This window comes from Halopseudomonas bauzanensis, from assembly GCF_900114735.1.
Lineage (GTDB): Bacteria > Pseudomonadota > Gammaproteobacteria > Pseudomonadales > Pseudomonadaceae > Halopseudomonas > Halopseudomonas bauzanensis.
This window is the reverse complement of sequence record NZ_FOUA01000001.1, coordinates 1,269,792-1,283,638: the sequence shown is the minus strand read 5'-3', so window position 1 is coordinate 1,283,638 and position 13,847 is coordinate 1,269,792. Positions and strand designations below refer to the sequence as shown.

The following is a 13,847-nucleotide window of genomic DNA, read 5'->3' as shown; positions in this document are numbered from 1 at the left end:
TGTTTATGCGGTCATGAGAAATCCGGGCTAATTAGCCTGTTGTGAACCAGATCTGCACCTACTTTTCGCTATTGAGAAAAGCAACCGACGAGACTGCCAATAGTTGACAGTGTGTAGCACCAAGCGCTGCCCATAATGCTCCGTAAATCAAGTTTCCCGATATTGATCAACCGGAGATATCCATGTCTGCAGTCGCAGCACAGGCTTCTGACCTGACCCCTGAACGTTTTGATGTCGTTATCGTCGGTGCCGGAATTTCCGGCATCGGCTGCGCCACCATGCTGCGAGAGCAGCATCCGCAGCTGAGCTTCATCATACTCGAAGCCTTGGAATCCTTTGGCGGGACCTGGCTGATCCACAAGTATCCAGGCACGCGTTCCGATAGCGATCTGTTTACCTTTGGCTATCACTTCAAGCCCTGGACGGGTAAGCCGATCGCGTCGCGAGAACAGATTTTGCAGTACCTCGGATCAGCCATAGAAGATGCTGAGCTGGCACCGCATATCCGCTACCGTCAGCGGGTGCAGGCGGCCAATTGGTCCAGCGTAGACAATTGCTGGATGCTAGAAGTCAGCACGGGTGACGAGCAGCGCCCTCGATGCATCGAGGCGGGATTTCTCTGGATGTGCCAGGGCTATTACCAGCACAAGCAGGGATATACCCCCGAATGGCCAGGCCTGAAACGGTTCAAGGGCCAAGTTATCCATCCTCAGCACTGGCCGGAAGCCATTGATCTGAACGGCAAGGATGTCGTGGTGATTGGCTCTGGGGCCACTGCGGCCACCCTGATTCCCGCTTTGGTTGAAGATTGCAAGCAGGTCACCATGCTGCAGCGCACACCGACTTTCTTTGCCGCCGGACGTAATTCCGATTTACTTGCCGATGAGTTGCGCAAACTGGACATAGACGCTTCTTGGATCCATGAAATCATGCGCAGGAAAGCTGTGCGTGACCGCGCGCTCTTGCTCAAGAATGCGCACAGCGATCCTGAACTGCTGAAAAAACAGTTGATTGACGGTGTCAGCGCCTGCTTGCCCGAAGGGTTCGAAGTCGAGCGACATTTCACACCACCCTATAAACCATTGCAGCAGCGCGTGGCCTTTGTTCCCGAGGGCGACCTATTCAAGGCAATCAGCGCTGGCAAGGCCAATGTAGTGACTGATGGCATTGAGGCGTTTGACGAAGATGGAATTCAGTTGCAGTCGGGGGACCGAATCAACTGTGATGTGGTGATTACCGCCACCGGTTTTGAGATGTCTGTTATGGGAGAGATCCCCTTCAGCATCGACGGCGCCCCCATTGATTTTGCCCAGACAGTTGGCTATCGCGGAATTATGTTCACCGGGGTGCCCAATATGGCCTGGGTCTATGGGTATGGGTTTTACAGTTGGACGTTGCGGGTCGAATTGATTGGCGACTTCGTCTGTCGACTGCTAGGACACATGCAGCGTATTGGCGCCAAGAGCGTGGTGCCGGCCCTTCGGCCCGAAGATGCCGATATGGTCCTGATGCCCTGGATAGACACGGAAACGTTGAATCCCGGATATTTGCTGCGCAGCCTTCACCGTCTGCCCAGGCGAGGCGATAAGCCGGACTGGCAGCACAGCCAGGATTATGAATACGAAAAAAGAGTGTTGCCCGCTGTAGATTTTTCCAATCCGATTTTTTCTTACCATTATTAAGGCTGCCTCGGAGGCATGCCTACATATACGGAGCAAAACAGCATGAAAATTATGAAAAATGGCGTTGCTGTGATCACCGGTGGTGGTTCGGGCCTGGGCAAGGCATTAGCGTATGCGGCAGTCAGTCGTGGCATGAAGGTAGTGTTGGCCGACGTTCATGCGAAGGCTTTGGAACAGACCCTTGATGAACTCCATGCACTTGGCGCCGAGGCGGTTGGTGAGGTTGTCGATGTCGCCGATGCGGCCGCTGTTGAAAAGCTGGCTGAGCGTGCAGAGACGACTTTTGGCCCGGCCAATCTGGTGTTCAACAATGCCGGTGTGGCAAGTGCCGGTCTGATCTGGGAAAGCACCGACAAGGACTGGGACTGGCTGCTAGGGGTGAACGTCAAAGGGGTGGCCAACGGCATCCGAGCCTTCACCCCGAGGATGCTGGCGGCCGCTTCAGCGGACCCTGACTACCAGGGTAGCATTATCAACACAGCATCCTTGGCAGGGGTGGTGACCGGGCCTGCCATGGGCATCTACAGCGTATCGAAACATGCGGTATTGGCCTTGTCCGAATGCCTCTACCATGACTTGGCACTGGTAACGGAACAAGTACAAACTGCGGTCCTTTGTCCCTCCTATGTCGCTACGAATATTGGTCAGTGCTATCGCTCGCGGCCATCACGTTGGGCCAATAGCGAGGGTTTGACGCGCTCCCAAATGGCCACTGCAGCCATATCGCAAAATAACCTGGATAATGGCTCGCTCACGGCTGACGCGGTGGCTGAGATCACTTTCAAGCACATTGAACAAGGCCAGTTTTATATATTCCCTACCACGGAGATGCATGTACTGCTCAAACATCGTTTTGATCGTATAGTTGAGGGAGATAATCCAGATTTACCTTATCAGCAATTCGAGTTTCTTCAGACGCGTAGACAGCGTTTAATAGAAGCGTTGACCGATTGAGGCCAAGCGATGAGTGAAACAGCCGCGGGTGAACTTGGCCTCGAGCTTGATTCGTTATTGCGACAGCATGCGAAACGCCAGTATCTGCCAAAAAAAACGCAGTTATTTTACCGTGGCTCAATGCCTGATGCGCTGTTCTGCCTACTTGATGGGCGGGTGCGGCTTAGTGTGACCGGGCCCAATGGGCGTGAAGCTCTGCTTGGTGTGGTCACGCCGGGTCACTGGTTTGGCGAAGCTTCACTCTTCAGCGGCGAAGTGCGGGCTCATGATGCTTTTGCCGAGATGGACAGCGAGTTGCTGCTCGTGTCGGCCAAGGTGCTCCACTCGCTGATAGACCATCGGCCGGAATACCTGCTTGAATTTTTACGCTTGATGGGTCTGCGTTACAAATCGACGCTGCAGCGTATGGATGGTGGCGTTCTTCAGCCTCTGCCGGGACGTCTGGCTAGCAAATTACTTGAAGTGGCCAGCACCTCAAGGGCAAACAGAATTCCTGGCAAGAGCTTACAAATCTCGCAGGAAAATCTTGCGCAGATGCTCGGCGTTTCCCGCCAGAGCATCAACAAAGTATTGAAAGACTGGGAAATGCAGGGCGTGGTGCAGGTTAGTTATCGCAGTTTGGATCTGCTAACGCCGGATTATCTCATGCGTCTAGCAAGGAACGAAGCGGTTTAGTGAATTGGTTTCCGCCGTTGGTGAAGGTGTACCCGCTGTCCTAGGTGTCTCCTTCATCCAGGAGATAAAGTGCGGGCTTGACCGCATGATCAGTAGCCAAGAAGAGGTCCGTCCCATCGGATCTGGTCACATCCTATTCTCTCTGAGACTCAGCTATCCGCAGTTCAAACCGGCCGATATCGGCCAAAAGCAGACGAGATCAATGCTACTCAAGAGACTTAGCGATCGGTACCATCTGAACGATAGGTAGAGCGTGTCGAACTCGTGTATAAAACAAAACACTAGCCCTTGACTGGCTCCTGACGCCCCATCGCCTGCGCCAATTATTAGACGGATTAATAAATGGAATTAGATAAATTTTCAAAAATTGCTGAGTCGTTGCGCCAGTACCGCCGCGCTGAGCTGCGAGATTTCGAAAGCGAAACAGGGGCAAAGCCTGTCGATCAATTGTATGTTGACCCCCTTCCGGGGGATGCTGTGTTGCGGTCAGTATTATCCAGCAATACGACTTTTCTTTTGGGACGAAAGGGCACCGGAAAAAGCACAGTGTTTGCTAGAGCCCAATCTGCAATGCGCGAAAGAAAAGATATTATATCTATTTACATAGATGTGAAATCTTTATACGACGTACTTGATACTGTCGATATATCACCTGAAGATTTGGAGTCGAAAGGCATATCTGCAGTAGCCTACCGCTCTCATATGCTGAGAAAGGTAATGCTGGGCAAAGTAATCGTCGAGATGCTTAAAGAAATCGGAGCCGTATGCGAAAAGCTTTCCTTGTGGGATCGGTGGACTGGGGTTCGTCGTAATTATGAAGATTTGCTTTCTAGCTTAGGTGATATTAGAGACCGAATAAAAAGTGCAAAACTTGATCTTCATGAGATTCCTGTTCTACAAAGAATCACGCATCAGTTACGACTAAAAAAACAGCAAGAGACGTCTCTAAAACGAGATCAAGCCGTAAAAATTGGCGGCAAAGCTTCGCTCGCAAAGGTCGAGGTTTTAACTGATATAGCAGAGTCACTTAGTGATTTCGACAAGACACTTGATGATAGTGATGTGTACAATGAATATTCGGATGTAGTACTAAAATCTTTTCCGTTCTCTGAAATTATAGAAGACATTCAAAGTCTAATCTTTGGCGCAGGACTAGTTAGACTGGTTGCTTTTTTTGATGATTTTTCAGAATTAAGCTTTGTCGATCAAAGATTGTTTGTTGATGTGGTTCTCTCACCTTTGAATAACTCTAGCAATGAAGCAGTTAAGCTCAAAGTTGCGGGTTACCCCGGAAGAGTGTATTACGGTAAAATCGATCCAGGAAAGTCTGACACAATTAGTTTGGATTTTTCTGACCTGTACGAAGCTACAGAAGTTCAGGAAATGGAACGTTCTGCGTCATCTTATGCATCAAGACTTTTGGGTACTCGCTTCAAAGTTTTTGGAGTAGATCTTGCCAGTTATTTTGATTTTTCCTCTGAAACAACACGTGAAGATATAATGCGGCTGATGTTTCAGGCATCTTTCAATGTGCCCAGAATAATGGGCCATCTTCTGCATCTACTTTACCTCGATAGAATATCTAAAGGCCAAAAAATTACTGGAGCGTCTATTCGTCTAGCTTCTAGAAAGTACTACGAGAATACGATTTCCAAGTACTTTGATCGCTTAAATCGGTACGCCCTTGAGCCTTTTGAAAACAAGCTGGACAGACATAATCAAAGTCAACTCCTTGCTTGCTTGATAAGCGAAGCAAAGGACGTTAAGCGCAGGATAATATCTAAGGAGGTTGGTGGGGATTATTTTAAAGATCTAGGCCAGAATCCTCCTACAAGCCATTTCACTGTAAATCCTGGACTAGAGGATATGCTCTCCTCTCTAGAGTCAAATTTTTTTGTATCGCGCTATAAAAAAATGCGCGCTAAAGACAATCGTGAAGTTATTTCTTATTCCCTTTTCTTGGGGCTTTGCGAAAGTGAACGGATGAGCTGGGGGTACCCTGAAGGACGTCCTTTTAGACATTACTTTCAACAGCGTTGCTTTGAGTATACTCGTGCAGTTCATCAATTCTTGTCTAGCAATCAAACAATTAGATGCAACACTTGCGGCATGTGCCACTCAATGGATAATAGAGAGAAGTTTGAGTTTTTCAAATGGCGCTGCCCTGATTGCCAAGAGGGTATCTGTTCTATCGCGAACTTGTCCGACGACTTTAAAGAAGAAGTAGCGCTCCTAAATAAAGATATCATGCTGGAGCCCATAGAGCTTGACATAATCAGCGCACTAAATGAAGAACAAAGAGATATGCGCGCCGGTGAGATTTCCGCACTAATTGATACGACTCATCAAATGGTCGGGCGTCGAACAAGCAAGTTAAAGGAGATGGGGCTGGTTGACAAAGAACCAGATAGTGAGGGCCGCGTAAGAAGCAGTCTGACGCCTAGATGTGAGGCTACTTATTTTGGCCGATCGAACGATAATCTATCTTGAATATATCAATAACTGCTTCTCCAAAGACGCTTCGGGTGGGAAGCGGACTTGGCGGGTGTCCGCCTTTGGCCGACACCTGCCAGTCAAGACTCGCCGACGCCATTAGGCCAATTTGCCTATACCCATGGTGTCTGTAAAGTTTTTGCCTGGCCAACAACGGATATGTCGATCTATGTTGGCCATGTTGAGTTTAAACATCTCAATTGGCTAGTGTCATTTTCAGAAGGCGATAGCACGAATTATCAAAAGTCGGCCGCACGGTTTTTTCTGACGGTTGACGTCACCTCAGAAAACGGAAAATAAAGCACGCTTAGGCGTAGTTCCCTTGGCTACACCGCGTCGGTACTGCGCGGTTCTTTCTTCCCTTGCAGTGAAGCAATCAGCGGGCAAGAAACATTCCCCTGCCGCAGGTGGCAGGCACACACAAGTTCGGAAAGCACCGACTCCATACGCGCCAAGTCAGTCATTTTTTCGCGCACGTCCTTGAGCTTGTGCTCGGCCAGACTACTGGCTTCCTCGCAATGGGTGCCATCCTCCAGCCGCAGCAGTTCGGCTATTTCATCCAGACTGAAGCCCAGCCGCTGGGCTGATTTCACGAACCGCACCCGCGTTACATCCGCCTCGCCATAGCGGCGGATGCTGCCGTAAGGCTTGTCCGGCTCCGGCAACAAGCCCTTGCGCTGATAGAACCGGATGGTCTCTACGTTGACCCCGGCCGCCTTGGCGAAAACGCCGATGGTCAGATTTTCCAAATTGTTTTCCATATTGCTTGACTCCGTACATGACTACGGAAGTAAGGTTACGCTATCCAATTTAAATTCGAAAGGACACGCGCATGTCTGAACCACAAAACGGGCGCGGGGCGCTCTTCGCCGGCGGGCTGGCTGCCATCCTCGCCTCGGCCTGCTGCCTGGGGCCGCTGGTTCTGGTCACCTTGGGGTTCAGCGGCGCTTGGATCGGCAACCTGACGGTATTGGAGCCGTATCGGCCGATCTTCATCGGCGCGGCGCTGGTTGCACTGTTCTTTGCCTGGCGGCGCATCGTCCGACCGACCGCAGCCTGCAAGCCGGGCGAGGTGTGCGCGATTCCGCAAGTGCGCACCACCTACAAGCTCATTTTCTGGTTCGTCGCCGTGTTGGTCTTGGTCGCGCTTGGTTTTCCCTACGTCATGCCATTTTTCTACTAATCAGGAGTTCATCATGAAAAAGCTGTTTGCCTCCCTCGCTCTCGCCGCTTTCGTTGCCCCCGTGTTCGCCGCCACTCAGACCGTCACGCTGTCCGTGCCTGGCATGACCTGCGCCTCTTGCCCGATCACTGTCAAGCACGCGCTTTCCAAGGTTGAGGGCGTGAGCAAGACCGACGTAAGTTTCGACAAGCGCCAGGCCGTCGTCACCTTCGACGATGCCAAGACCAACGTCCAGAAGTTGACCAAGGCGACCGAGGACGCGGGCTATCCGTCCAGCCTCAAACGCTGATCCGTTAACCGAACTCGGGAGCGACACATGGGACTCATCACGCGCATCGCTGGCAAAACCGGCGCGCTCGGCAGCGTCGTTTCCGCGATGGGCTGCGCCGCCTGTTTTCCTGCCATCGCCAGCTTTGGCGCGGCCATCGGACTGGGCTTCTTGAGCCAGTATGAGGGGCTATTCATTGGCATCCTGCTGCCGATGTTCGCCGGCATCGCGTTACTCGCCAATGCTATCGCTTGGCTCAATCATCGACAGTGGCGACGCACGGCGCTCGGCACGATAGGCCCGATCTTGGTGCTGGCAGCGGTGTTTTTAATGCGGGCTTACGGCTGGCAGAGCGGTGGACTGCTCTATGTCGGCCTGGCCTTGATGGTTGGGGTGTCGGTCTGGGATTTCATCTCGCCAGCACATCGCCGCTGCGGGCCGGACAGCTGTGAATTGCCAGAACAACGTGGCTGACGGCAACAGCCGTAGCCACCACAGAAAAGGAAAAATACATGACCACCCTGAAAATCACCGGGATGACCTGCGACTCGTGCGCGGCTCACGTCAAGGAAGCCTTGGAGAAAGTGCCCGGCGTGCAATCGGCGCTGGTGTCCTATCCGAAGGGCACAGCGCAACTCGCCATTGAGGCGGGCACGTCATCGGATGCGCTGACTACCGCCGTGGCCGGACTGGGCTACGAGGCAACGCTTGCCGATGCGCCACCGACGGACAACCGCGCCGGCCTGCTCGACAAGATGCGCGGCTGGATAGGGGCCGCTGATAAGCCCAGTGGCAACGAACGCCCGTTGCAGGTCGTCGTCATTGGTAGCGGTGGCGCGGCAATGGCGGCAGCACTGAAGGCCGTCGAGCAAGGCGCGCACGTCTCGCTGATCGAGCGCGGCACCATCGGCGGCACCTGCGTCAACGTCGGCTGCGTGCCGTCCAAGATCATGATTCGCGCCGCCCACATCGCCCATTTACGTCGGGAAAGTCCGTTCGACGGCGGTATCGCGGCGACTGTGCCTGCGATTGACCGCAGCAAACTACTGGCCCAGCAGCAGGCGCGCGTCGAAGAACTGCGCCATGCCAAGTACGAAGGCATTCTGGACGGCAACCCGGCCATCACCGTTGTACATGGTGAGGCGCGTTTCAAGGATGAGCAGAGCCTGGTCGTCCGTTTAAACGATGGTGGCGAGCGCGTGGTAGCTTTCGACCGCTGCTTAGTCGCCACGGGTGCCAGCCCGGCCGTGCCGCCGATTCCGGGCCTGAAAGAGTCACCCTACTGGACTTCGACCGAGGCCCTGGTCAGCGACACCCTTCCCGAACGCCTAGCCGTGATCGGCTCGTCGGTGGTCGCGCTGGAACTGGCGCAAGCCTTCGCCCGGCTGGGCAGCCAGGTCACGATCCTAGCTCGCAACACGCTGTTCTTCCGCGACGACCCGTCCATCGGCGAGGCCGTCACAGCGGCCTTCCGTGCCGAAGGGATCAAGGTACTGGAACACACGCAAGCCAGCCAGGTCGCGCATGTGAACGGCGAATTCGTGCTGACCACGGGACACGGTGAAGTACGTGCCGACAAGCTGCTGGTCGCTACCGGACGGACACCGAACACGCGCAGCCTGGCACTCGACGCGGCGGGAGTCACCGTCAATGCGCAGGGTGCCATCGTCATCGACAAGGGCATGCGCACCAGCACGCCACACATTTACGCGGCCGGCGACTGCACGGACCAGCCACAATTCGTCTATGTGGCGGCAGCGGCCGGCACCCGTGCCGCGATCAACATGACCGGAGGGGATGCTGCCATCAATCTAACCGCGATGCCGGCCGTGGTGTTCACCGATCCGCAAGTAGCAACCGTGGGCTACAGCGAAGCGGAAGCGCATCACGACGGGATCGAAACCGACAGTCGCACGCTCACGCTCGACAACGTGCCGCGTGCGCTTGCCAACTTCGACACACGCGGCTTTATCAAGCTGGTCATCGAGGAAGGTAGCGGACGGCTCATCGGCGTGCAGGTCGTCGCCCCGGAAGCCGGCGAATTGATCCAGACGGCTGTTCTCGCCATTCGCAACCGCATGACGGTGCAGGAACTGGCCGACCAGTTGTTCCCCTACCTGACGATGGTCGAGGGGTTGAAGCTCGCGGCGCAGACCTTCAGCAAGGACGTGAAGCAGCTTTCGTGTTGTGCCGGATGAGGAAAAGGAGGTGTTCGATGAACGCCTACACGGTGTCCCGGTTGGCCTTTGATGCCGGGGTGAGTGTGCATATCGTGCGCGATTACCTGCTGCGTGGATTGCTGCGGCCAGTCGCCTGCACCACGGGTGGCTACGGCCTGTTCGATGACGCCGCCTTGCAGCGACTGTGCTTCGTGCGGGCCGCCTTCGAGGCGGGCATCGGCCTCGGCGCATTGGCGCGGCTGTGCCGGGCGCTGGATGCGGCGAACTGCGATGAAACTGCCGCGCAGCTTGCTGTGCTGCGTCAGTTCGTCGAACGCCGGCGCGAAGCGTTGGCCAATCTGGAAGTGCAGTTGGCCGCCATGCCGACCGCGCCGGCACAGCATGCGGAGAGTTTGCCATGAACAGCCCCGAGCGCATGCCGGCCGAGACGCACAAACCGTTCACCGGCTACCTGTGGGGCACGCTGGCCGTGCTGACTTGCCCCTGCCACCTGTCCATCCTCGCTGCCGTGCTGGCCGGCACAACCGCCGGTGCATTCCTTGTCGAGTATTGGGTCATCACGGCGCTCGGTTTGACCGGCCTGTTTCTTCTGTCACTGGCGCGGGCGTTGCGGGCATTCAGGGAAAGATCATGAGCGCTTCCCGGCCGGATGGATGGACTACGGCGGAGGGCCCAAGCGTTCGAGCGCGGGCAAGGCTTTCTGTTCGCAAAGCCGATGCCGGCGGCGGCATTCGCCGTCTTCGTCAGTCAATGGAGGGGTGCCACCATGAATGCAAATGATCCGACCGCCACCAGTTGCTGCGTGTGCTGCAAGGAAATTCCGCTCGATGCCGCCTTCACACCGGAAGGCGCGGAGTACGTCGAGCACTTCTGCGGGCTGGAGTGTTATCAACGTTTCCAGGCGCGGGCCAGCACTGCGACCGAAACGAGCGGCGAACCGAACGCTTGCGGTTCGCCGCCGTCAAATTGAGACAAACTTTGCAGTAGCTCGCGGATGATTCGTTCGACCGACTCCGGCAAGCGGCCTTTACCTTTGCCACCGCTCGACTGTCCAAGAGCCAAATCAGTGACCAGCCCCGAACCTTGCCGGGCACGGCGGATCAGGACGTAGACCTGCCGCCGGGACAGACCCAGCGCCTGGGCTGCTGCGTCGGCCGCTTCATGCCCGACCGTCTCCGACTGCGCCAACGGCCCAATGATCTCCGCGCGGCAGCGAGCACGCTCCCATGCCTGTTCTGACAGGGTGGCTACGCCGCGCTCGGCAATCGGTACGGTATCGGTCGCCATGCTCGCCTCGCTTTGGTGCACACGAGTATTGAGCATAGACGAGTTTCGTGCAGAGGAGTCCTGATATCGGGCTGTCAGGAGCCGTATGCACAGCAGGCTTCATGTCTCGTTGATTGGTGCAGTCGTCTTCTGAAAATGACAAATGGGTCAGAGTCGTAATGTGACAAAAGAGTGTGCAACGTAAAGAAGATGATCACAGAAAATCGATCATCAAGTGTGGCTGCCAAAGCAGCAGTACGGATTCGCCGGGTGGATAGCGATACATCGTACCTAGTAGACCCAGCTCTCGCAGGAGGCCTGTCTATCGCCGTTACCGCATCATCGCTCCAAATGCAGGGCGATGATGCGGCTATAAAAATAATGGTTGGGTTTTTGGCCCGAGAATTAATCGGAATTACAATTCAGTTCCCATGCGGTGTTGTTCAGGTAAATTCCTCCAGCGTCGCTAGGTGCGATTACAATGCTCTGCTTCTCAAGCATACTTGAGCGTATAAGCTCTTTTAGCGATTATCTGGCGTGGCCAGAGTGCCTCCATTATCGTTCTTGCTGTTTTTTTGCTTATCCTCTTGTGTCATTTGCTCACGGGCTTCTCTGCGCTCTTTGTTTTGTTCACGCAGGTTCTCTACCATCTGCCGGTAACGCATGCTCCCATCTTCTGCATGGACTACCGCAGTAACGTTCAGCGCAAATAAAAACATGAAAATCGTTGCTAGGGTCCTCATGGCTATACCTCTCATCTGAAATGGATTTTTGGAGACTCGTTAGTATGGTACATGGCGTCACCTGTCCGGCTGGTGACGCTGCGATTACAAAGATGTCATGCTGAAATAGATCAACGATCCTACCTTGTATTACCTCAATGTAATGTCCGTTTCACTTTGGTGACAGAAACGGTGTGCCATCATGTGCTTTGGGTAATTCTAAAGGCAGGAAAAAATGAGTATTCAAACAAGAGTTGCAATGGTTTCTATTATGCTGATTTCCTCATTTGCCATGGCAGAGGGTAGTGCTGATAAAGTTTATGGATCTATGATTCAGGAAAACGAAAAGAGATGGAGAGAGTACGCACTATCGATTGATAAAAATCCGCCTGAAACCGTGCATTACCGCTATGGGATGGATGTAGATATTGAGCGTGTCATACATATTACATCAACACGCATTGGCTGCGGTGTAATGCCTGCCCAGATGACGTACAAAGATTCCAACGGGAATCTAAATATACTTGAGTATCGAGCCTCTGGCACGAAGTGCCCAGGGCAGGGAGGGTGATTTACATTTTTTTATTTATGCGACCTGGTTTGGACACGCAGTTGCCGTGACGACCATGTATTGACAGCGCATTTTCATGCTTATAGCTTGGCGGCCGCAATAGCTGAGTGCCTCTGCCCCCGGCAAGGTGTTGTACTCAGCTATTACGGCCGCCGCTCACCAGACTACCTATTGATCTATCAAAGCAGCTCTAATCCAAAGCGTCGTGCCACAAACGTAAACACGATGAAGCATACGCACGTTGCTAATACATAACCCATGAGGGCCAGCCAGAAGCCGAATCGTGACATGAGAGCGGGAAAAACAAGCATCGCTGGCAGCGTCGGGATTACATACCAGAAGGTGTACCATGCATGATTGGCAATTTTCTGGTCTGGCTGCTGCTCAACATGCAGCCAAATCAAGGTCAGCACAGTAACCATTGGAAGCGCTGCGATTAGACCACCGATACGATCACTGTACTTTGCCGCTTCAGACACCAGAATCACCATGAGCGCAGTGATCAAGTATTTAGTGTATACCTTCAGCTTACGACGTACCCTTTGAGCAGGTCTACGGACTTCCGCTGCGTTTTTGGTTCTAGCATCAGGGTTGATGATTCTCAAAGCAACCCGGAGGTCAAGACCGTAATCCTGCATTAGTTGCTGAAATTTCTCTTCAAATTCTAGTTCTTTTTTTTAAAATTTCGTCTTCAAGCAGACTTTTGAGTCTTGTCTGCTCTTCTTCGATTCGACGTTCGATATCACGATATTCAGCAAGCATTGAGTTATGCATAGGGGCTCCAGTTAGAAGAATAAACATACCTGTGTGACTCTACTAGAATAGCAGTGATGGCTGCTACATTTTTTAATGGCTGATAGCTGATGTTGTGAAATATGCGGAAACTGGAGTGGGCTTTTCCATTCGCCATTTCTTTCAATGCCCATATATTTTTCCATCACCACACTCATTTGAGCGGGATTCCACTTCCAAGGTGCTATGGTTAATGAGAAACTCTTTATCTAGCATGTTTTTCAGATCATTTTTGATCTCTTCACTTTGGTTCATTAGATGGTCTTCAATCACGACATGGGCCTCAAGCGATACCCGGTGCTCATCTATGGGCCATATGTGCAGATGGTGAATGCCAATAACGCCTGTAATAGCTGATGATTTTGATATTATTTCTTGAGGATCTATATTCCTTGGGGTGGCAGACATGAGTATGCGTATGGCACCACCGATTTCCGGGAACGCTTGCCATAATATATACCCAGCTATCATCAGCGTTATCAGGGGATCTACAAATACCCAGTCATACAGAATTATCACCGTCCCTGCAATGATGACCGCAACGGACCCCAACGCATCTGACACGTTGTGTAAAAAAGCCGCCCGAATGTTCATGCTGGACTTTGACAGCGAATAGGTCAGCATGGCCGTTATCGTGTCAACCACTAAAGCAACAGCTGCGATAATCACCACCGTCCACCCCTGAACAGGCTGCGGTTCGAAAAAGCGAAAGATTGCCTCGTAAACCAGATACAAGCCGATCACAATCAAGGTGGTGTAGTTTATAAGCGCTGCAATCATCTCTGCCCGAACATATCCGAATGTCCACGCTTCGTTGGCTGGGCGCCGAGCTATTCTCCTGGCAACGTAAGCGATGGCCATCGAGATGGCATCGCTCAGATTGTGGATTGCATCGGCAACCAGCGAGAGGCTCCCTGAAACTATGCCCCCCGCTATTTGCGCAACGGTCAAGACAAGATTGACGGCTATTGCCCACCAGATGCGTTTATCACCGGCCTGTTCATTATGTAGGTGTTGATGTGCCACGTTGCCTCCTATCACTAATGAAATTTCAATCTGTA

Annotated in this window: 17 protein-coding genes; 12 read left to right on the top strand and 5 right to left on the bottom strand. The window is 53.1% G+C overall.

Going from position 1 to position 13,847, the window contains the following annotated elements; all coding sequences use genetic code 11:
• The first annotated feature begins 182 nt into the window (after window positions 1-182).
• The 4 genes from BM267_RS05895 (at window position 183) to BM267_RS05875 (ending at window position 5,801) form a co-directional block, all read left to right on the top strand.
• A complete protein-coding gene (locus BM267_RS05895; RefSeq protein ID WP_074777371.1) occupies window positions 183-1,682 on the top strand; it encodes a flavin-containing monooxygenase in 1,500 nt (499 codons plus the stop codon).
• A gap of 42 nt (window positions 1,683-1,724) precedes the next feature.
• Window positions 1,725-2,636 carry an SDR family NAD(P)-dependent oxidoreductase gene (locus BM267_RS05890; RefSeq protein WP_074777374.1) on the top strand — a complete coding sequence of 304 codons (912 nt, stop codon included), beginning with the start codon at window positions 1,725-1,727 and terminating at the stop codon, window positions 2,634-2,636.
• Between the two features lie 9 nt (window positions 2,637-2,645).
• Window positions 2,646-3,311 (top strand): Crp/Fnr family transcriptional regulator, encoded by a 666-nt coding sequence (locus BM267_RS05885; RefSeq protein ID WP_074777376.1) that lies wholly within the window; start codon window positions 2,646-2,648, stop codon window positions 3,309-3,311.
• A 342-nt stretch (window positions 3,312-3,653) separates the two neighbouring features.
• Window positions 3,654-5,801 carry a PHD finger domain-containing protein gene (locus tag BM267_RS05875; RefSeq protein ID WP_074777382.1) on the top strand — a complete coding sequence of 716 codons (2,148 nt, stop codon included), beginning with the start codon at window positions 3,654-3,656 and terminating at the stop codon, window positions 5,799-5,801.
• A 329-nt stretch (window positions 5,802-6,130) separates the two neighbouring features.
• Here BM267_RS05875 and merR read toward each other — a convergent pair whose 3' ends face one another.
• Window positions 6,131-6,565, bottom strand: a complete 435-nt coding sequence (gene merR, locus BM267_RS05870; RefSeq protein ID WP_005798840.1) for an Hg(II)-responsive transcriptional regulator — start codon at window positions 6,563-6,565, stop codon at window positions 6,131-6,133.
• A gap of 71 nt (window positions 6,566-6,636) precedes the next feature.
• Between merR and merT the strand changes: the two genes are divergently transcribed.
• Genes merT through BM267_RS16885 form a run of 7 tightly spaced genes read left to right on the top strand, consistent with a single transcriptional unit; the run spans window position 6,637 to window position 10,405 of the window.
• Window positions 6,637-6,987, top strand: a complete 351-nt coding sequence (merT, locus tag BM267_RS05865) for a mercuric ion transporter MerT (protein ID WP_005798838.1) — start codon at window positions 6,637-6,639, stop codon at window positions 6,985-6,987.
• A gap of 13 nt (window positions 6,988-7,000) precedes the next feature.
• Window positions 7,001-7,276, top strand: coding sequence for a mercury resistance system periplasmic binding protein MerP (merP, locus tag BM267_RS16675; RefSeq protein WP_004178136.1), 276 nt, complete (start codon window positions 7,001-7,003; stop codon window positions 7,274-7,276).
• A 27-nt stretch (window positions 7,277-7,303) separates the two neighbouring features.
• On the top strand, window positions 7,304-7,729 hold the full coding sequence (merC, locus tag BM267_RS16670) for an organomercurial transporter MerC (protein ID WP_000522996.1): 426 nt from the start codon (window positions 7,304-7,306) through the stop codon (window positions 7,727-7,729).
• 38 nt (window positions 7,730-7,767) lie between these two features.
• Window positions 7,768-9,453: a mercury(II) reductase gene (gene merA / locus BM267_RS05855; protein ID WP_005798829.1), complete on the top strand. Its 1,686-nt coding sequence runs from the start codon at window positions 7,768-7,770 to the stop codon at window positions 9,451-9,453.
• A 17-nt stretch (window positions 9,454-9,470) separates the two neighbouring features.
• Window positions 9,471-9,836 carry a mercury resistance co-regulator MerD gene (gene merD / locus BM267_RS05850; RefSeq protein ID WP_005798827.1) on the top strand — a complete coding sequence of 122 codons (366 nt, stop codon included), beginning with the start codon at window positions 9,471-9,473 and terminating at the stop codon, window positions 9,834-9,836.
• On the top strand, window positions 9,833-10,069 hold the full coding sequence (gene merE, locus BM267_RS05845; RefSeq protein WP_005413392.1) for a broad-spectrum mercury transporter MerE: 237 nt from the start codon (window positions 9,833-9,835) through the stop codon (window positions 10,067-10,069). The genes merD and merE overlap by 4 nt, the downstream gene beginning before the upstream one ends.
• A 15-nt stretch (window positions 10,070-10,084) precedes the next feature.
• Window positions 10,085-10,405, top strand: a complete 321-nt coding sequence (locus BM267_RS16885; protein WP_010981356.1) for a DUF3330 domain-containing protein — start codon at window positions 10,085-10,087, stop codon at window positions 10,403-10,405.
• Here BM267_RS16885 and BM267_RS05835 read toward each other — a convergent pair.
• Both BM267_RS05835 and BM267_RS05830 read right to left on the bottom strand, forming a co-directional pair.
• Window positions 10,324-10,758 (bottom strand): hypothetical protein, encoded by a 435-nt coding sequence (locus BM267_RS05835; RefSeq protein ID WP_456236212.1) that lies wholly within the window; start codon window positions 10,756-10,758, stop codon window positions 10,324-10,326. The genes BM267_RS16885 and BM267_RS05835 overlap by 82 nt on opposite strands.
• Before the next feature lie 464 nt (window positions 10,759-11,222).
• Window positions 11,223-11,444: a hypothetical protein gene (locus BM267_RS05830; protein WP_074777385.1), complete on the bottom strand. Its 222-nt coding sequence runs from the start codon at window positions 11,442-11,444 to the stop codon at window positions 11,223-11,225.
• A 214-nt stretch (window positions 11,445-11,658) separates the two neighbouring features.
• Here BM267_RS05830 and BM267_RS05825 point away from each other — a divergent pair, with 214 nt between their 5' ends.
• Window positions 11,659-11,994, top strand: a complete 336-nt coding sequence (locus BM267_RS05825) for a DUF2790 domain-containing protein (protein ID WP_074777387.1) — start codon at window positions 11,659-11,661, stop codon at window positions 11,992-11,994.
• 179 nt (window positions 11,995-12,173) lie between these two features.
• Here the strand turns inward: BM267_RS05825 and BM267_RS05820 are convergent, their stop codons facing one another.
• Window positions 12,174-12,521 carry a DUF3147 family protein gene (locus BM267_RS05820; protein ID WP_036990107.1) on the bottom strand — a complete coding sequence of 116 codons (348 nt, stop codon included), beginning with the start codon at window positions 12,519-12,521 and terminating at the stop codon, window positions 12,174-12,176.
• 388 nt (window positions 12,522-12,909) lie between these two features.
• On the bottom strand, window positions 12,910-13,812 hold the full coding sequence (locus BM267_RS05815) for a cation diffusion facilitator family transporter (RefSeq protein WP_074777389.1): 903 nt from the start codon (window positions 13,810-13,812) through the stop codon (window positions 12,910-12,912).
• Window positions 13,813-13,847: the final 35 nt, after the last annotated feature.

Coding starts and splice junctions, on each gene's coding strand:
- merR (WP_005798840.1), bottom strand. CDS start 6,565: ATGGAAAACAATTTGGAAAATCTGACCATCGGCGTTTTCGCCAAGGCG.
- BM267_RS05875 (WP_074777382.1), top strand. CDS start 3,654: ATGGAATTAGATAAATTTTCAAAAATTGCTGAGTCGTTGCGCCAGTAC.
- merE (WP_005413392.1), top strand. CDS start 9,833: ATGAACAGCCCCGAGCGCATGCCGGCCGAGACGCACAAACCGTTCACC.
- BM267_RS16885 (WP_010981356.1), top strand. CDS start 10,085: ATGGATGGACTACGGCGGAGGGCCCAAGCGTTCGAGCGCGGGCAAGGC.
- BM267_RS05885 (WP_074777376.1), top strand. CDS start 2,646: ATGAGTGAAACAGCCGCGGGTGAACTTGGCCTCGAGCTTGATTCGTTA.
- BM267_RS05825 (WP_074777387.1), top strand. CDS start 11,659: ATGAGTATTCAAACAAGAGTTGCAATGGTTTCTATTATGCTGATTTCC.
- merC (WP_000522996.1), top strand. CDS start 7,304: ATGGGACTCATCACGCGCATCGCTGGCAAAACCGGCGCGCTCGGCAGC.
- BM267_RS05835 (WP_456236212.1), bottom strand. CDS start 10,758: ATGCTCAATACTCGTGTGCACCAAAGCGAGGCGAGCATGGCGACCGAT.
- merA (WP_005798829.1), top strand. CDS start 7,768: ATGACCACCCTGAAAATCACCGGGATGACCTGCGACTCGTGCGCGGCT.
- BM267_RS05895 (WP_074777371.1), top strand. CDS start 183: ATGTCTGCAGTCGCAGCACAGGCTTCTGACCTGACCCCTGAACGTTTT.
- merD (WP_005798827.1), top strand. CDS start 9,471: ATGAACGCCTACACGGTGTCCCGGTTGGCCTTTGATGCCGGGGTGAGT.
- merP (WP_004178136.1), top strand. CDS start 7,001: ATGAAAAAGCTGTTTGCCTCCCTCGCTCTCGCCGCTTTCGTTGCCCCC.
- BM267_RS05830 (WP_074777385.1), bottom strand. CDS start 11,444: ATGAGGACCCTAGCAACGATTTTCATGTTTTTATTTGCGCTGAACGTT.
- merT (WP_005798838.1), top strand. CDS start 6,637: ATGTCTGAACCACAAAACGGGCGCGGGGCGCTCTTCGCCGGCGGGCTG.
- BM267_RS05890 (WP_074777374.1), top strand. CDS start 1,725: ATGAAAATTATGAAAAATGGCGTTGCTGTGATCACCGGTGGTGGTTCG.